The sequence below is a fragment of the Petrotoga sp. 8T1HF07.NaAc.6.1 genome, from assembly GCF_016772115.1.
Lineage (GTDB): Bacteria > Thermotogota > Thermotogae > Petrotogales > Petrotogaceae > Petrotoga > Petrotoga mobilis.
Genome location: NZ_AUPG01000006.1, coordinates 41,336 through 58,609, shown reverse-complemented (window position 1 = coordinate 58,609; position 17,274 = coordinate 41,336). Strand labels below are relative to the sequence as shown.

General features: G+C 33.7%; 18 protein-coding genes. 12 read left to right on the top strand and 6 right to left on the bottom strand.

Annotation, left to right across the window (positions count from 1 at the left end):
• Nucleotides 1–21 precede the first annotated feature (21 nt).
• The 12 genes from NAAC61_RS11020 to NAAC61_RS05345 all read left to right on the top strand — a co-directional run bounded on the left by NAAC61_RS11020 (nucleotide 22) and on the right by NAAC61_RS05345 (nucleotide 11,175).
• Nucleotides 22–156: a formate--tetrahydrofolate ligase gene (locus NAAC61_RS11020; protein ID WP_147429919.1), complete on the top strand. Its 135-nt coding sequence runs from the start codon at nucleotides 22–24 to the stop codon at nucleotides 154–156.
• On the top strand, nucleotides 146–649 hold the full coding sequence (locus NAAC61_RS05395) for a DUF1016 N-terminal domain-containing protein (RefSeq protein WP_012209541.1): 504 nt from the start codon (nucleotides 146–148) through the stop codon (nucleotides 647–649). The genes NAAC61_RS11020 and NAAC61_RS05395 overlap by 11 nt, the downstream gene beginning before the upstream one ends.
• Complete coding sequence (locus NAAC61_RS05390) at nucleotides 639–2,096, top strand: AlbA family DNA-binding domain-containing protein (protein WP_202695448.1); 1,458 nt, start codon at nucleotides 639–641, stop codon at nucleotides 2,094–2,096. The genes NAAC61_RS05395 and NAAC61_RS05390 overlap by 11 nt, the downstream gene beginning before the upstream one ends.
• A complete protein-coding gene (locus NAAC61_RS05385) occupies nucleotides 2,086–2,451 on the top strand; it encodes a hypothetical protein (protein ID WP_041534148.1) in 366 nt (121 codons plus the stop codon). Before NAAC61_RS05390 ends, NAAC61_RS05385 begins: the two co-directional genes overlap by 11 nt.
• Nucleotides 2,452–2,599: 148 nt before the next feature.
• Complete coding sequence (locus NAAC61_RS11325) at nucleotides 2,600–2,860, top strand: JAB domain-containing protein (RefSeq protein ID WP_081429298.1); 261 nt, start codon at nucleotides 2,600–2,602, stop codon at nucleotides 2,858–2,860.
• Between the two features lie 184 nt (nucleotides 2,861–3,044).
• Nucleotides 3,045–4,709, top strand: a complete 1,665-nt coding sequence (locus NAAC61_RS05375) for a formate--tetrahydrofolate ligase (protein WP_012209543.1) — start codon at nucleotides 3,045–3,047, stop codon at nucleotides 4,707–4,709.
• 37 nt (nucleotides 4,710–4,746) lie between these two features.
• Nucleotides 4,747–5,568, top strand: a complete 822-nt coding sequence (locus NAAC61_RS05370; protein WP_012209544.1) for a bifunctional 5,10-methylenetetrahydrofolate dehydrogenase/5,10-methenyltetrahydrofolate cyclohydrolase — start codon at nucleotides 4,747–4,749, stop codon at nucleotides 5,566–5,568.
• Nucleotides 5,565–6,737: a MalY/PatB family protein gene (locus tag NAAC61_RS05365; RefSeq protein WP_012209545.1), complete on the top strand. Its 1,173-nt coding sequence runs from the start codon at nucleotides 5,565–5,567 to the stop codon at nucleotides 6,735–6,737. Before NAAC61_RS05370 ends, NAAC61_RS05365 begins: the two co-directional genes overlap by 4 nt.
• 28 nt (nucleotides 6,738–6,765) lie before the next feature.
• Nucleotides 6,766–7,641, top strand: a complete 876-nt coding sequence (gene sdaAA, locus NAAC61_RS05360) for an L-serine ammonia-lyase, iron-sulfur-dependent, subunit alpha (RefSeq protein WP_012209546.1) — start codon at nucleotides 6,766–6,768, stop codon at nucleotides 7,639–7,641.
• Between the two features lie 53 nt (nucleotides 7,642–7,694).
• A complete protein-coding gene (sdaAB, locus tag NAAC61_RS05355) occupies nucleotides 7,695–8,384 on the top strand; it encodes an L-serine ammonia-lyase, iron-sulfur-dependent subunit beta (RefSeq protein WP_012209547.1) in 690 nt (229 codons plus the stop codon).
• Nucleotides 8,385–8,491: 107 nt separating this feature from the next.
• Nucleotides 8,492–10,225 carry a phospho-sugar mutase gene (locus NAAC61_RS05350; RefSeq protein WP_103065768.1) on the top strand — a complete coding sequence of 578 codons (1,734 nt, stop codon included), beginning with the start codon at nucleotides 8,492–8,494 and terminating at the stop codon, nucleotides 10,223–10,225.
• A gap of 29 nt (nucleotides 10,226–10,254) precedes the next feature.
• The gene (locus tag NAAC61_RS05345; protein ID WP_103065769.1) at nucleotides 10,255–11,175 is read left to right on the top strand and encodes a tyrosine-type recombinase/integrase; all 921 of its coding nucleotides are present in this window, start codon (nucleotides 10,255–10,257) and stop codon (nucleotides 11,173–11,175) included.
• 818 nt (nucleotides 11,176–11,993) lie between these two features.
• Here NAAC61_RS05345 and NAAC61_RS05340 read toward each other — a convergent pair.
• From NAAC61_RS05340 to NAAC61_RS05315, 6 genes are all read right to left on the bottom strand, one after another.
• On the bottom strand, nucleotides 11,994–12,356 hold the full coding sequence (locus NAAC61_RS05340) for a transposase family protein (protein ID WP_202695447.1): 363 nt from the start codon (nucleotides 12,354–12,356) through the stop codon (nucleotides 11,994–11,996).
• A 118-nt stretch (nucleotides 12,357–12,474) separates the two neighbouring features.
• On the bottom strand, nucleotides 12,475–13,173 hold the full coding sequence (locus NAAC61_RS05335; RefSeq protein ID WP_202695446.1) for a PIG-L deacetylase family protein: 699 nt from the start codon (nucleotides 13,171–13,173) through the stop codon (nucleotides 12,475–12,477).
• A gap of 38 nt (nucleotides 13,174–13,211) precedes the next feature.
• Nucleotides 13,212–14,267: a ribosome small subunit-dependent GTPase A gene (gene rsgA / locus NAAC61_RS05330; RefSeq protein ID WP_103065772.1), complete on the bottom strand. Its 1,056-nt coding sequence runs from the start codon at nucleotides 14,265–14,267 to the stop codon at nucleotides 13,212–13,214.
• A 23-nt stretch (nucleotides 14,268–14,290) separates the two neighbouring features.
• Nucleotides 14,291–15,541, bottom strand: coding sequence for an MFS transporter (locus NAAC61_RS05325; RefSeq protein WP_202695445.1), 1,251 nt, complete (start codon nucleotides 15,539–15,541; stop codon nucleotides 14,291–14,293).
• Nucleotides 15,542–15,860: 319 nt separating this feature from the next.
• A complete protein-coding gene (locus NAAC61_RS05320; protein WP_103064849.1) occupies nucleotides 15,861–16,913 on the bottom strand; it encodes a glycosyltransferase family 4 protein in 1,053 nt (350 codons plus the stop codon).
• Nucleotides 16,894–17,184 (bottom strand): hypothetical protein, encoded by a 291-nt coding sequence (locus NAAC61_RS05315; protein WP_202695444.1) that lies wholly within the window; start codon nucleotides 17,182–17,184, stop codon nucleotides 16,894–16,896. The genes NAAC61_RS05320 and NAAC61_RS05315 overlap by 20 nt, the downstream gene beginning before the upstream one ends.
• Nucleotides 17,185–17,274: the final 90 nt, after the last annotated feature.

The following is a 17,274-nucleotide window of genomic DNA, read 5'->3' as shown; positions in this document are numbered from 1 at the left end:
TGACCAACCGGAACTTAAGAGATGGAGGACGACGGTGAACCTTTCGAGGAGAAGATAGAACGGTTGTCAACACAACTTGCAGAGCAGTTCGAGAAATCAGAAGAATTAAAGAAACAGATAAAAGCAAATCTGGAGGGGTTGGGATATGGATTCTGATATTATAAAACGAGCTGAGTATACAGAATTCATCAATGAACTAAAAGAGCGCATCCAAATTGCCCAGACTAAAGCGATTTTGAGCGTAAACAGGGAATTAATTTATCTTTACTGGAACATCGGCAAAAGTATAGTTGAGAAACAAGAGGATATGGGCTGGGGCAAAAGTGTGGTGGAGCAGTTGGCTAAAGATCTACGGCGAGAGTTCCCAGATGTAAAGGGCTTCTCTTCAAGGAATATCTGGCGGATGCGTGCGTTCTATTTGGCTTTTACCGAAGATGTTATAAAACTCTCACAGGCTGTGCCAGAAAGTTCATCTAAGGACCTCGCCCAACTTGTGCTGGCTCTCGATGGTGTAAATCTGCCACAAGCTGTGGCAGAAATTCCCTGGGGACATAATCTTACCATTATAAATAAAATAAAAGACGAAAAACAGAGGAAATTAAAGAAACAGATAAAAGCAAATCTGGAGGAGTTGGCATATGGATTCTGAAAAGAGTTTAAGGTTCATGCTATCCCATCCGGAGGGGCAATTTGTGGAGCTGAAGCGATCTGTTTCTAGTTCGGTTGATCGTGAGATAGTAGCATTCGCTAATTCAGGTGGCGGCCACATCATAGTTGGAGCCGATAATAATGGCAAAGTTGTTGGTATATCTGATGTTAATGATCAAATTTCAAGGTTGGAGAGTATAGCCAGAAACTGTGATCCTCCAATACCTTTGAAGATCAGTTCATATACACTAGATGGAAAAGAAATCCTTGAAGTTGAAGTTCCAGATGGTGAGGATAAGCCTTATTCTTGCGCTTCAGGGTTCTTTCTTAGAAGCGGCGCTAGCACCCAGAAGATGAAAAGAGACGAAATTGTGGAGTTTCTCTACTCAGTGGGACAGGTGAGGTGGGATGAGAAATCATGTAAAGATTTTCGTTATCCGGATGATTTTGACGAGGAGGCATTCAGGTACTTTCTGGATAGCGCAAAAATAACCTCGGCCGGAATGTCAAGTGAAGACTTACTGATAAATATTGGTGTTGCAAGGAAAACTAGAGAACGATTAATCTTCAATAATGCAGGGGTTTTATTCTTTGCCAAAGAGCCGATACGATTTCTGAGACACAACATTGTAGATTGTATACTTCTTGCAGGTACTGATAAGTTGGAGATCCTCGATAGAAAAGAGTTGAAAGGAAATCTCATGGAAAATGTGAAGCAGGCAATGATATTCCTAAAAATGCACTTGCCTTTAAGATATGAGATTAAGGGATTAAAAAGGAAAGAATTTTTAGAAATTCCAGAGGAAGCACTACGCGAAGCCATCCTTAACGCCATTATCCATAGAGATTACCATTTTGATACTGCGTGGATAACTGTAGAGATATACAGGGATAGGGTAGAGATTTCGGATCCCGGGGGGCTGCCACCGGGGATGCACCCCGAGGACCTCGGTAAGAAGAGTGTCCACAGAAACAAGATAATCGCTGACCTTTTTCACAGAATGGGTGAAGTAGAGAAAGCAGGCTCAGGTATCAATCGTATAAGGGATTTGTTGGCGACCAGTGGGTTGAGCGAGCCAGGGTTTGAGTTTAAATCATTCTTCACAATTATATTCGATAGGAAGCCACAAGTTATAACAGAACTTACAGATAGTGAAATGCTCTTGAAACGTGCTTATGATGGAGTAAATGAGGGAGTAGGTGATGGAGTAAATGAGGGAGTAAAATTGAGATTATCAAAAGAGTTGATCGAAATCCACGCACGGAAATCTATCACCCGCAGAGATATAGAAAAGCTCTTTAATGTATCAACAGCCACTGCTGAAAGAGATATAGCAATGCTAAAAGATGTAAATCTTATAAGGTTCGAGGGCGCACCCAAAACAGGAAAATATGTTCTGACAGAGAAGGGAAAGAAGATGATAGAGGAGGCGGGGTATGGGTTCTGAGCAAGAATTTAATGAAACAGAAATTGGAAAGATTCCAGAAAAGTGGGATTTTAAAGGACTTCAGGAGGTTAGGCAGATAAATATGGGGCAATCTCCTAAATCAGAAACTTATAGCGAAGTTGGAAATGGGCTGCCTTTTTATCAGGGAAGGAGAGACTTCGGTAGAAAATATCCTACAGTTAGTGTTTATTGCACTGATCCAAAGAAAATTGCCATTAAAGGGGATGTCCTTTTAACTGTGAGGGCTCCTGTAGGCGAAATAAACGAAGCAATCGAAGACTGTTGTATTGGTTTAGGGGAGTCTCGGCTCTTAGATTGGATAATGGTAACAATGAATTTCTGTATTTTCTTATGAAATATTATGAACGCAAATGGAAGAGTCTTGAAACTGGAACGGTATTTGGTGCAACAAAAAATCGCCTCTATCCTTGGTGCTCTAGACGACAAAATCCACATGCCCCCGAAACAGCAGTAGTGATTACCAAGGAGGAAGTTGTAGATATATTTGGCTTTACCGAGAAGGCACGACCAGAAATTTCTATATACATCCGAGAGAAGTTTTTGCAGACGTAATTACAGATCGAGCAGCATCCGTAATTCTTGTCCACAATCATCCATCTAGGGTCTTAGAACCCAGTAATCAAGATATTTTTATGACAAAGCAACTTGTTGAGGCCGTATCAATTTCGGGTATTAAAGTATTGGACCATTTAATCATATCGAAAAGGGGACATTTGAGCATGAAAGATAGAGGTTTATTATGAACTTTCATTTCTTGATTTGGTAATTTATAATGATAGTTAGGATCGTATTTTTTCCCGTAAAGATTTTGGCGTTCTACCACCCACTTATTTTAAAAGAAAATAGTTGTTTGTTTATGCATATATTGTATTATCAAATATCATAGAAGACTGTATTTCAAAATAATTAAAAAGGAGGAGTTTTACAATGCTTTCTGATATCGAAATTGCAAGATCTGCAAAGCTAAAAAAAATTGATTTAATCGCAAACGAGCTGGATATTCCAGAGGAGTACTACAATCTTTACGGAAAGAACATTGCCAAAGTTTCCCACAAATATTTGAATGAACTTAACTTCAAAAATGACGGTAATTTAGTAATGGTAACTGCTATTACTCCAACGCCTGCTGGTGAAGGAAAAACTACAACAAGTATTTCACTATCCATGGCTTTAAACAAAATCCACAAAAGGTCAATAGTAACTCTAAGAGAACCTTCTTTGGGTCCAGTAATGGGTATAAAAGGGGGAGCAGCAGGTGGAGGCTACTCTCAAGTACTTCCTATGGAAGACATAAACTTACATTTCACAGGAGACATTCATGCCGTTACCTCAGCCCATAACCTAATATCAGCAATTTTAGATGATTACATAAAGTACAATAAATATGATATAGATTCAACCCAAGTCTCTTGGCCTCGAACTATGGACATGAACGATAGGGCTTTGAGAGAAATAATAGTTGCGTTGGGTGGAAAGAAAAACGGTTATCCCAGACAAGACGGTTTTATAATCACCGCTGCTTCAGAAATAATGGCAATACTATGTTTGATAGAAAATTTGGAAGACTTAAAGAAAAAATTATCTAATATAGTAGTTGCTAAAAATAAAAAGGGAGAACCAGTAACTGTAAAAGATTTAGAAATCACTGGGGCTCTTTCTGTACTCTTAAAAGACGCAATTAATCCTAATTTAGTTCAAACAATTGAAAATACACCTGCCTTTGTTCATGGTGGGCCTTTTGCAAATATCGCTCATGGAACCAATTCTATTTTAGCAACAAAACTTGCCTTGAAGCTTTCTGATTACGTTGTAACCGAAACAGGTTTTGGTTCTGATTTGGGAGGAGAAAAATTCTATGATTTTGTTTCTCCGACTTTTGGCTTAAAACCATCAGCTACGGTTTTGGTAGCTACAATACGGGCTTTAAAATACCATGGGGGACAAAACTTAAAGGATTTGAATACGCCAAACCTTGAAAGTTTAGAAAAAGGATTGCCTAACTTACAGGTTCACGTTGAAAACCTAAAAAAGTACAATATTCCTGTGGTTGTTTCTTTAAATAAATTTTACTCAGATACGGATGAAGAAATCAATATGGTAAAAGATTATTGTGATAAATTAGGTGTAGAAGTAAGTGTCAACGAAGGATTTGAGAAAGGTTCAGAAGGTGCTATAGACTTAGCTGAAAAAGTGGTAAAAGTTAGTGAACAACAATCCGAATTGAAAAGTATTTACGATTTTAAAGATCCTTTAGAAGTGAAAATAGAAAAGTTAGCAAAAAATATCTATCGTGCTTCCAAGGTTGAATATTCTTCGGAGGCCTTATCAACAATTAAATTTTTGAAAAAATACGGATACGAAAATCTCCCTGTAATTGTAGCAAAAACCCAGTATTCTATATCCGACGATCCTAAAAAACTTGGATTTCCAAAGGACTATACTTTCACAATACGAGATTTTGAACTTTCGGCGGGCGCAGGGTTCATTGTTGCATTGGCTGGAGATATATTGAGAATGCCTGGCCTTTCAAAGGTTCCCAATGCAGTGAATATGGACATAGACAATGAAGGAAACATATCCGGATTGTCATGAGCACGGTGAATAAATTGAATTTGGGGGGTATCACATTATGTTAATTGAAGTAGACAATATTATTGATGAAATAAAGGCAGAAATATCATCACTTAAAGAAAAAGTTCCTTATGAACCCAAATTAGTAAGTTTAGTTGTTGAACCCGATGAATCTACCAAATCTTATCTTAACTCTCAAAAAAGAAATGCAAAAAAATTTGGAATCAACTTAGAAATTGTTGAAAGTAATGATTTGACTAACGATTTAAGAAAATATAATGAAGACGATGATACTGATGCAATCTTTATTGCAAGACCTTTAAAGAAAGGATACACTGAATTAGATATAGCAAAATATATCAATCCAGAAAAAGATGTTGAAGGGGTAAGTTTACATAACATCGGTTCTATGTTTTACGAAAAAGAATTGTTTGTACCTTGTACAGCAGAAGCGGTGGTGAAAATAATAGAAGATACAACTGACGTTAGAGGTAAAAATATCGTTATCCTTGGAAGAAGTACAACGGTAGGGAAACCCGCTGCAATAATGCTTCAAAGACACGGAAGGGATGCCACTGTCACGGTCACACATACAAAAACTAAGAACTTAAAAGAGATAACCAAAGAAGCAGACATCTTGGTTGCAGCAATAGGTAAGGCTAATTTCGTTGATAGTACTTTTGTAAAAGAAGGAATGATCGTGATCGATGTGGGAATAAATGTAGTGGATGGAAAAATAGTGGGTGATGTAAATAAAGATGTCTCAGAAATATGCCAGTTAACACCTGTACCCGGTGGTGTTGGAAGCGTCACAACAGCTATTCTAATGAGAAATGTTTTTAGAGCGGCTAACAATAAAAAGGGAGATATGCAACTTTGAAGAATAATTTCAACGAAATTGTGGACAGAAAATCTACAGAGTCAGTAAAATGGAACGGTGTCAAAAGTCTTTATGGTAGAGATGATGTTATCCCCATGTGGGTAGCTGATATGGATTTTAAATCTCCACCTGAAGTAATTGAAGCATTAAAACAACGAGCAGAACATGGAATTTTTGGATATCCAATGTTAGACGAAGATTACTTTGTTCCTTTTATAAATTGGATCAAGGCAAGACATGGCATCGAGATAAAAAAAGAGTGGATAGTGACTACTGACGGTGTGGTTGACGCCTTAAAAATAGCCATACTTGCCTACTCCAAACCAGGAGACAACGTTGTAATTCAAACACCTGTTTACTATCCTTTTTATAACATCATCAAATCCAATGGCCGAATGATAATAAAAAATTCTCTAAAATTTGAAAACAGAAATTATAGCATGGATTTTGATGATTTAGAAAAGAAATTATCACTCAAAAGAACGAAATTATTCATCTTATGTAATCCGCACAACCCAGTGGGAAGAGTTTGGAAACGGGAAGAATTAGAAAAGTTAGTTCAATTATGTATTAAACATAACGTTCTTTTGTTATCCGACGAAATACATTCAGATCTAGTATTTTCTCCCAACAAACATATTCCAATATTTTCGATCTCACAAGATATAAAAGAGGGTTCTTTAACTTTTTATGCCCCAAGTAAAACATTCAATTTAGCTGGCTTAAAAGCCTCGTTTGCTGTTATCCCAAATGAACAATTAAGAACTGAATACAAAAATGTTATTGAGAGTCTTTCAAGTGATAATTTAAATATCTTTGGAATGGTTGCAGCTAAAGTTGCTTATGAAAGAGGTGAAGATTGGCTTGATGATTTACTAAATTACTTGAGAGCCAATATCGATTACGTGTACGATTTCTTCAATGAAAAACTACCTAAAGTAAAATTGCAAAAACCAGAAGGAACATATTTAATGTGGTTAGATTTTAGGGCATATGGAGATGAGCAAAAAGTCAAAGATATACTCGTAAACAAAGCAAAAGTTGGTTTAGAAGAAGGTAGCATCTTTGGAGAAGAAGGTAAAGGCTTTTTTAGAATGAATATTGGATGTCCCATATCTATGTTAAAAGATGCATGCAACAATATTTACGATGCTTTTAAAAATTTATAAAAATAGAAAAAGTAAAAGGGAGAATTTAATGTATAACTCTGCAAAGCAACTATTAGAACTTTGTGAAAAGCAAAAAAAGCCAATCTATCAAGTAGTTATAGAAGAAGAATCCAAATCATCTGGTTCAGCTCCTGAAATAATTCTTTCACAAATGAAAGAAATTTTATCTGTCATGGAGCACTCCTCTCAAAGTACCTTGAATAAAAAGGTACCTAGTTTATCAGGAATGATGGGAGGAGATGCTCAACGGGTTAACAATTATCAAAAGGATGGTAAAACCCTTTTAGGGGTTATTCCTAATAAAGCGATGGCTATGGCCCTTTCAACCGCAGAAGTCAATGCCTCTATGGGAAAAATAGTAGCAGCTCCCACTGCGGGCTCTTCTGGCATATTACCAGCAGTCTTGATGACTCTTGAGGAAAGTTTAAATTTGAATGAAGAGGATTTGATCCATGCCCTACTTGTAGCAGCGGGGATTGGACGAGTTATCGGTCAAAATGCAACCTTTTCTGGTGCTGAAGGGGGATGCCAAGTAGAGTGTGGTTCAGCGGCAGCTATGGCTGCGGGAGCTGCAGTGTTTGCTTCAGAAGGAAACAATGAACAAATCTTTCATGCAGCCTCTATTGCACTCATTAATATAATGGGGCTGGTTTGTGATCCCATTGCTGGTTTAGTAGAATTCCCATGTATTCTGAGAAATGCTTCAGGAGCTATAAATGCCTTGTCTGCCGCAGATTTAGCTCTTGCAGGGGTAAAATCTTTAATACCTTTTGATGAAGTGGTAAAAGCAATGTACAAAGTAGGAAAAGCTCTTCCAGAAAGCTTAAGAGAAACAGGGCTTGGTGGTATAGCAGGTACTCCAACAGGTTGTGCTATAAAAAACTCTCTGCTTAAGAATGGTTAAACTTTGTTACTTTCATTGCAATAATATCAGAGAGATAAAGAAAGGGATATCATATGAAAAACTTCGGTATTTTCGACGTAATCGGTCCCGTTATGATTGGTCCTTCTAGTTCTCATACTGCTGGTGCTGCTAGAATTGCTTTAGTAGCTCGAAGGATTGCCGGGGTAGGCTATCATCATGTGGATTTTTTTCTTCATGGTTCTTTCGCAGCTACTTACAAAGGCCATGGAACCGATAAGGCTCTTGTTGGAGGAATATTAGGGTTTGAGCCTAGTGATCTACGCATTAAGAATTCTTTTTTACATGCCAAAGAGGTAGGAATTACTTATAATTTTATTCCTGTTAACTTGGAAGACGTCCATCCTAATACTGTAAAAATTGAGTTTCATTACCCCGATGGAAGTTATTTTTATGTAATCGGTTCTTCTATCGGTGGGGGAAATATTGAAATCACTAATATTAATGGTACCTCTGTTATTTTTACAGCAGAAAATCCTACTTTACTTTTTAGATACAAAGAGCAAAAAGGAATGATTGCTTATATTTCCAATGCTTTGTACTCCAAAGGGCATAATATTGATTTAATGAGAACCATCAAAGAAGACGATGAGGTTCTTCTTATAGTAGAATTAAATGAAAGTTTAGATTCTGAACTCTATGAATCTATCCAAAACGGAAAGACTTTTTTATTTAGCAAATATATTTATGTACCCATTTCAAAAATAGGTAAAAGCAATGATTAAATAAAAGTTAAATGTCTTACTATTGAAAGTTTTAGAAAATAGTCAAATGCTTGCTTTTACAGTTTCCAAAAATAGTAAAAAACCCAAAACTAAGGAGGAAATTAAATTTGAGAGATTACAAAAAAATCTACTACGAGTGGTTAAATAATCCATATATTGATGAAAGAGCAAAAGAAGAATTAAAAAGTATTGAAAACAATCCTGAAGAGATAAAAGAAAGATTCTACAAAGATCTCGAGTTTGGAACAGCTGGATTGAGAGGAAAACTGGGTATAGGTTCGAATATGATGAATATATACACTGTGGGCAGAGCATCTCAAGCCCTTGCTGATTATATAACAGACTTTGGTGAAGAAAGGATGAAGATGGGTGTTGTGATAGCCTACGACGTACGCCACTTTTCAAAGGAGTTTGCAAAAGAATCTGCATTAATCCTTGCGGCTAATGGTATAAAAACTTACTTATTTGACGATATTAGGCCTACGCCCGTTTTATCCTTTGCTGTCAGATATCTGAAAACTACTGCTGGAATAGTCGTTACCGCTAGTCACAATCCGAAAGATTACAACGGTTACAAGGTTTATTGGGATCAAGGGTCTCAAATATTAGATGATGTTGCCAATGGAATAATAGAAAAGATCGAAAAAATAGGATACGATTTTAGTAAAATAAAAAAAATAAGCGAAGAAGAAGCGCTTAACAAGAATTTACTTCAATACATTTCAAAAGAAGTCGATGAAGAATACATTCAAAGAGTGGAAGGTTTGGCGTTAAGGGACGAAGATTTAGATAAAAATATAAAAATAGTTTACACACCTTTGAATGGAACATCAAATAATTTTGTCAGAAGGGTACTTAAAGATAGAGGTTTTAAAAATGTATTCATAGTTAAAGAACAAGAACTACCCGATCCAGATTTCAAAAGCGTTGCCAACCCAAATCCAGAATACGAAGTAGCTTTTGAAGAGGCAAAAAAATTAGGTTATGAAAAAAATGCCCAATTACTTTTAGCAAATGATCCCGATGGAGATAGAACCGCTTTAGAAATTTTAGATGGCAACAATTACAAAATGTTAAACGGTAACCAAGTTGGAGCCCTTTTGGTTAATTACATACTAGAAAGCAAGAGTAAAAAAGGTAGTTTGGAAGAAAACTCTGTTATCATAAAATCGATAGTTACGGGAGATCTCACAAAAAGGATTGCAAAAAAATATGGTGTATCCGTTCTTGAAACACTTACTGGATTTAAAAATATTTGTGGAAAAGAAAACGAATTAGAAAAAGAAGGTAAGAGTAAGTTTCTCTTTGGTTTTGAAGAAAGTATTGGTTATATATACGGCACCTTTGTGAGAGATAAGGATGGAACTATTGCTTCTATGCTTATATCAGAGATGGTTGGATACTACTCTAAAAAAAATAAGAATTTAATTGAGGTATTAGAAGATATTTATCAGGAGTATGGTTACGAGTTGGAAAACAATTATTCTCTTGTGCTGGAAGGAGTTGAAGGCCAAGAAAGAATTAAAAGGATAATGGAGAAATTCAGAAACAACTTTCCCAAAGAAATGGGGGATCTCAAACTTGAACAATACGCGGATTATTTAAAAAGAAAAATATACAATTTAACAACAGGTGAAATTAACGATATAACCGATATACCTTCTTCTGATGTTTTAAGATTCTGGTTTAGCGATGGTTCATGGTATGCAATTAGGCCTTCCGGAACAGAACCAAAACTTAAAATATACATATATTCAAACGATAAAGAAAAAGAAAAATCAAAAGCAAAACTCGATCTGATTAAAAATACCGTTGATAGCATCATAGAACATGTTGTTTAGCGTTTCACACCTTATTGGGGGAAAAAACTATGATGGATATAGATAATACATCAGACTCTATAAAAGATAAAGACAAAATCGAAGGATATATCCAAGAATTTTTATCATATCTGAAATTCGTCAAGCGAAGGGCAGACTCAACCATATATGAATACAAAAAAATATTGAACAGTTATAAAAAATTTGTTCAAATTTATGGTCTTACCCGAGGATGCTTTCTAAAATATCTTGAAGAGATCTCAAATCTATCACAAAGAACCATAAAACTTAGGATAGTTGTTTTAAAATCCTTTTTGAACTATCTATACGAAAATGGAGAAATATCTGGTAAAAAATATTGGAAGGATGCAAATGCAAAGATCCCTAGTGACGTTCCCAAAGGCTTGACAGAAAGTCAAATCAAAGTTTTTTTCTCGGTTATTGAAGACAAATTTGACAAAACTTTTTATTCATTGTTATTAAAAACAGGTTTAAGAATTTCAGAGGCTTTGTGGTTAGAAAAAGAGCAAATTATTTTTTACAACGATCATGCTGAGCTTGTTATAAATGGGAAAGGAAACAGAGTAAGATATCTAAAGATTTCAAAACAATACGCAGAACAGTTAATAACCTTTGCAGAAAAAAACACCCCAAAGGGGGCTCAAGGTAAGAAGTATATCTTTTCAAATGACAACGATGTCCCCATAACTTCTAGAACTATGGAGAGAAGATTCAAAGATTACGTTATTAAAGCCAACAATAAAATTGATCAATTAAGAACAAAGGGCTATAACAATATAAATTATATTAACGCAACTCCTCATGCTTTAAGACACACATGCGCAAAAAGGCTTTTGAACTCGGGAAAAAATTTGGAGGAAGTTCGATATATACTTGGACATACAACCATCTCAACTACTGGGATATACGTAAGATCTGATAGCCATAGTTCAGTGCTGGATCAAATATAACAATTTCAAAGTTACCTCTCAAAAAGTTCCCCAACTTAACGGGGAACTTTTTAATAAAGAAAAAAATATTTTTATTGTTTATTATATGTTTAACTTTACATTGTATAATAATATTTACAGTGATATAATATATTTACTATTAAAAAGATTATTCTTATTAAATATAAATATATCTAATATATAATTTATGTATGACGTATAATAAAATATATAATGTATATATGATCTTTGAAAATTAAAATATAACAAAACGGATCAACAATAAATTAATAATATGAATTTTTCCATTGACAAATAAAAAAGTAAGTAATTTAGTAAAAAATAGAAAAGAAATTAATGTCGGAAAACCTAAGTTTTCCGACATAGTGAACTAAACAATCTAAAGTTACTAATTTAAACCTCTAAAAACCTTTATCTATGCTAATTACACATTACCTCTTTGTAAGAAGGCCTGAGAGCCTTTGAAATTTTAAATAAATATGAAAACTAATATATTAAATTTAATTCTCAAAATTAAGCGTTTTACGAAGACCCTTTTCTTTAGGACGTGTTAGATAAAAAATTTTACCTTCATTTAAGATGAAAATTTAATTTTTCCTCTTTATCCAGGAATCCATTTTATATACATTGTATATTTATATCATTTTGTATATATTCACAAAGCTACACTAACTAACATACTGGTTCTTTCCACTGACTGTTGAACCCTACCCATTATCCTCAAGAAAAAGAACTTTCTGTCTCAACATCTCAAATTTGTTTCTTCCATACATTATCCTTTTGATAACTTTTACTTCATTCACAGAACCTTCTGCTAGTCAATTGTTGTATTCATATATGATAGCATTTCTAACCGCTTGCATATCTCTTTCCAACCTTTTCGTTCTTTTGAATTTTGGCTCCACAAAGTCAAGAGGTTCAGCAAACGTCTTTTTCTTACACTCTTTGTTTTCACAGAACATCTTTCTCCTTATTACAACTATCGTTGTTTTTTTACCTTGTATCGGTAAATCTTGAAAGCTTCTTTCATACCTTGAATGTACTTTTTTGGATGGCTTCCCACAATACGGACAGGTTACTTCTTTTTTAGTTGATTTCACCCAAATCGTTATTCTATCTCCTGATACCTCATGTTTAACGTATTCTAAGTTCTCATCCAACAACTTAACTATTTCTTCCATTCCCTTCATCCTCTTTTAAGTGATTTTCATCAATTATATTACCAGAGGCTAATCAAGTCAATCGTTGATGAAAAGAACCACTTTTCGTTTAGTAAGTGCAAATAAAAGCTTGTTTAGATTAGAAAACAATATCAAATATATTTTTTATGGTAATTTTTTTATAGGAAATTATTTCTTCTGCGTAATCAGTATTTATTAATGATCCACAATATTTATCTTTAGCAAGAACTTTTTGAAAAATTCGAGTGTTGGAATATGTCTTAACGCGAGAATTATCTTGAATAAGTTGACTTCTATATTTAGACAAAATATTCAATTTCTCTTCAATTACTGAAGATATATCTATAAACATTGATCCCTTTCCATTATACAAGTTTTGAGAATAAAAAAAGAGATGTTTACACGTATGCTGTTCGCCCAGCTCAGGATATATGTTTAATCCAGCCTTATATATCGCATTTTTTACTAACAAATAAGACTCCAAATGGTCAGGATATTCATCAGTATAATGAGAAGTTAAAATAACGCCCGTAGTATACTCTCGTATAATCCGAATAATTCTCTTTTGTTGATCAATAACGGTATGTTGAATATTAGCATCTTCAAAAAATAGACATTTTGTACTAATATTTTTATACCTATTTTCCACAAATTTAGATTCTTTAAGTCTTTCAATTTTATCGCCGTTACTTGAATGCTCCCCAGCACTCAAATTGATGATTTTAATTTTATATTCATTAGCATGAAGTAAAATAAAACCACCGATGGAAATTTCTGCATCGTCTGGATGGGGAGAAAAGATAAGAATGTTTATCAAAAATATGTCACCTCCTTTCCTCTGCTTGAATAAATTTTTTATTTTCTCTTTTTGCTCTTTTTCATTTTTTCTCGCTCTTCTATTTCTTTATTTCTTTTCTTATTGATGTTGAAGTCTATCTTACTTTTCATAAAATTCTCTTCTCGTTTTAACTTAATGAAATTTTTATATCTATCCTCACTTATTATTCCGTCTTTTACCCCTTTTAATACAGCACATCCTTTTTCAACTGTGTGGGTGCAATTCCTAAATTTGCAATGTAAACTCAATTCTTCGATGTCTGAAAAAGCGCTGTTTGAATTGTAACTACTCCATAAAGAAACCGAACTTAAGCCAGGGGTATCTATTATACATCCTAATCCTTCTCCGAGATAAATAAGTTTTCTGAAGGTTGTAGTATGTTTGCCTCTTTGAGTTTTTTTACTAATTTCTCTTGTTTTGAATATCTCTTTACCAGCAATGTGATTGATTAAGGTTGATTTACCAACACCGGATGAACCTATAATTACGGAAGTAGTTCCTTCAAGTAAGTAAGGAAGAAGTAATTTTATGCTAGAATCTTCGTAGATACTTGTTGCTATCACTTCAAGATTAGGATAAAGTTCCTTTATTTTTTTAATATTCTTTTCAACATTTTCTGCAAGGTCTTTCTTCGTAAGCACAAGAAGGCTCTTAGAATTTGGGCAAGAGAAAGCATATAGATATTTTTCCAATAATCGTAAGCTAAAATTCTCATCAGTTGACATACAAAAAATTATATAATCCACGTTACAGGCAATAATTTGTTCTGAAAATTGTTTACCCCTCATTTTCCTGGAGATCCTATTTTTTCTTCGAAAAAGGTGATCAATTAAAACTTCTTTTTCATTACCTGTATATTGAATAGAAACCCAATCTCCCACATATGGGAATTCTTTTGCATCTTCAATTTCATAGCTGTATCTCCCTTTAAGTTTCCCAATCAATTCACCCTTTGGTGTCATAACAAGATAATTTTCTTTACTGACAAAGGTGATTCTACCAATATTATCATTAATTGGACTATCTCTAAAAAAATTAAAATAACCATATTTCTTCATTATTTCTTCAACCATTAAAAATCCTCCTTATTACAAATTCATTCTTTTGGTTTTGCTATGTCTTTTAAAATAGAGGCTGATAAAAAGTACATTAAGAAAAATCCTCCTGCTGATAATATTAATGTCCAGTAAATAGGATAAAAATCATTCATAATTCCATATATCATCTGTCCAAGAGGAATAGAGATAGTAGCAAGAAGATTGACTATGGAGATAACCCTTCCTAAAAATTTAATTGAGACTAATGTTTTAAACATAACTGATGATGCGATATTCATAATTTCTATTATGGAAACAATTATACCGCTAGCTATGCATAAGATAATTATTGTTGAAAGTTGACCGAGAATTTGAAAGTAATTGAAAATGACAATGGTGGCTAAGACTGTAAAACCAATAGTAATTCCGAAGATTAAGGGAGGTAATAAATTAGCGGCGTCTTCTTTTTTTAGTAATTTCATGGCTATAAATGGAGCTATTAAAACCATCACCGATAAAATAGCCTCGTAACCACCAAATACTATATCAGAGACATTCAATTTATTTCTTAAAAAAAACACTAAGCTTATGTTGAAAGCGGAGGTGAGGAAAAAGTTTGTCAGTGGAGCGAGGATTACTAATTTTCTTAAGAATGGTTCTTTTTTTACAAGGTTAACCCCATCTAAAAAATCTTTCCAAATTGTATTTTTAACGTTTTCTTCACCATCTTTAATATCCTGAGTATGCATAAAAAGAAGAAGCACAGATCCGAGGAATGATATAACGCCTGCCATTATTAGTCCTACACCTACTCCAATGGTGGCATAGAACGTTGCTGCTAAAAGAGGACCAATAATCCCCACTATCCCTTCATCAATATCTGCAAAAGAGGTTGCCACACCTATTTCTTCTTTTTTTACTATAAGGGGTATTATTCCAACGGATGAGCTACTATAAAATGTTTCAAATGTTTCCAATAATATGACTAATACATAGATTATCCAAATAGTTAAAATAATTCCTGATTCATGAAGTATTCCAAATAAGGCTATTGTGACTCCTGAACAAAGCCCTAAAAAAAACATCCAGTTTCTTCTGTCGAAACGATCCCCAAAAACTCCTGCAATGGGGGAAAATAACAATCTTGGAAAGATAGTTATGGATAGCATAGTTGCAAAAAGAGTAGCAGAACCTGTTGTATCCAAAACATACAATGAAAGCATAAATTGAACAATGTTGCTTGCTGCCATAGTAAAAGCACTGCTAAACCAATAGAACATATAATTCCTGTTGTGAAATAATTCTTTCAACTTTTAGACCTCCTAAAAAGTGCGTGTATAAGCAATTGAGTAACTTTTTATATCCCATCGGATCTTAAAAAGAGACTCACCTTTTTAGAAAGGTCTATTTTTACAAACCGAAGGGATAGCCGACTTTCGAATATTTGCTATTAGTATACATAATATATTCATATTCAGCATAGAACCACCCCTTTTTCGGTTTTTATTCAAACTTAGATATATTATACAACGTTTTTCCCTATGAACTTATTTCAGATGTTATTTCCTTATTTTTTCTGTAGCAACTCTTTTCGGCACAAGAAAACCTTACATATTGTACTCTTTGCAATTAACTCTGCTCAAGTACTTCAACCAAATTGGTAGTTTCAAATCGTTTGGAATTTTGTAAAGCCTTTTCTTTATAATATGAGTATTTACTTGGATCATATAATAGCAATTTTACTTTTTCTAACCATTCTTGAATATCTTCGGGATTTTCTACAGTCATTTGTTCATTGCCAGCTGCTTCTGGTATACCTCCAATATGACTAGCTAAAATCGGTATTGAATTTATATTAGCTTCTACTATTCCTCTTCCAAAACCTTCCTTACACAAAGAAGGGAGGAGATAAATTTTGCCAGTTTCATATATCTTTTTTATATCTTGTTGTCTTTGTTTTAATGTAATATTAGGAATGCTATCAATTTCTTGTTGATATTTCAAAGGTGCAGGTCCCCAAGTTTCATAAATAACAAACTCTTCATTTTTGAAAATCTTGGCAAGAGATAATATTATTTCTATGCCCTTAACTTTGATAGGATTAAAAAAAAGTATTCGCTTTTTTTTATATTTTACAGATAAAGATTTATATTTTTGTTGAGGAAATAAAGGATAAACAACTGTTGTTTTTGATTGAAGCTCACTAGGTAAACGGTTACGAATGTCATTTGAAATGCATATAATTCTTGAAACAGTATTTGACCGAAGTACATCGAACTCATTATTTGAAATTATCATATTTTCTGAAGAAAAGTGACTGTGAAAAAAATAAATAATTTTACATCCTTTTTCTACCGCATATCTACTTAATTCATATAATCCGTTTAATTGAGAAAATATAATATCTGGTTTATATTTATTAATAAGTGGCAAAGCATAATAATAAAAATTTTCTCTATTAGGGGAAAAGCATCTTCCAAAGACATCATTCACTTCTTCGTATTTTCCTTTTATAATTTTTTCATATTGCTTAGTATACAAATAATACCTTTCATTACAATTAATAGTTAACACATTGTAGCCCAACATCGCCAAAAACTCCAAAAAATCATTCATTGTTTCTTCTGCGCCCGATAATTGATAAGGAGGGAAACTGTTTGAATTACAAAATAGGATTTTCATTTTTGTATTTAATAGCTCCTTTAGCAACAGCAAATTCAATCATTCTTCCTACATATTCATAAATGCTTTCTAAACAACAAGTATAATTATTGATACATAAAATTCTATCGCAAAGATCTTGTATAATGCCTCTATTTTCCGCCACCTCGTTAAAAATCTTAGCAAATTTTTCTGTATTTATCTTGTCCAATAAAGTGGCAACTTCATTTTTATGAATCACATAATCAATTTGAGAAAATAAAAGTTGTATTGCTAGCGTCTTACCATTCACCCTAAAATTTTCTAAGGAACTATTCAAAAAGCTATAAGGAATAAAATTCAAAAAAATAGCATGTTTGTATTCGAGATTATTACTTAAAAT

Bases quoted from the DNA above. Each gene is read 5' to 3' on its own strand.
- NAAC61_RS05320 (WP_103064849.1), bottom strand. From the start codon at position 16,913: ATGAAAATCCTATTTTGTAATTCAAACAGTTTCCCTCCTTATCAATTA.
- NAAC61_RS05345 (WP_103065769.1), top strand. From the start codon at position 10,255: ATGATGGATATAGATAATACATCAGACTCTATAAAAGATAAAGACAAA.
- NAAC61_RS05370 (WP_012209544.1), top strand. From the start codon at position 4,747: ATGTTAATTGAAGTAGACAATATTATTGATGAAATAAAGGCAGAAATA.
- NAAC61_RS05385 (WP_041534148.1), top strand. From the start codon at position 2,086: ATGGGTTCTGAGCAAGAATTTAATGAAACAGAAATTGGAAAGATTCCA.
- NAAC61_RS05390 (WP_202695448.1), top strand. From the start codon at position 639: ATGGATTCTGAAAAGAGTTTAAGGTTCATGCTATCCCATCCGGAGGGG.
- rsgA (WP_103065772.1), bottom strand. From the start codon at position 14,267: ATGGTTGAAGAAATAATGAAGAAATATGGTTATTTTAATTTTTTTAGA.
- sdaAB (WP_012209547.1), top strand. From the start codon at position 7,695: ATGAAAAACTTCGGTATTTTCGACGTAATCGGTCCCGTTATGATTGGT.
- NAAC61_RS05375 (WP_012209543.1), top strand. From the start codon at position 3,045: ATGCTTTCTGATATCGAAATTGCAAGATCTGCAAAGCTAAAAAAAATT.
- NAAC61_RS05340 (WP_202695447.1), bottom strand. From the start codon at position 12,356: ATGGAAGAAATAGTTAAGTTGTTGGATGAGAACTTAGAATACGTTAAA.
- NAAC61_RS05395 (WP_012209541.1), top strand. From the start codon at position 146: ATGGATTCTGATATTATAAAACGAGCTGAGTATACAGAATTCATCAAT.
- sdaAA (WP_012209546.1), top strand. From the start codon at position 6,766: ATGTATAACTCTGCAAAGCAACTATTAGAACTTTGTGAAAAGCAAAAA.
- NAAC61_RS11020 (WP_147429919.1), top strand. From the start codon at position 22: ATGGAGGACGACGGTGAACCTTTCGAGGAGAAGATAGAACGGTTGTCA.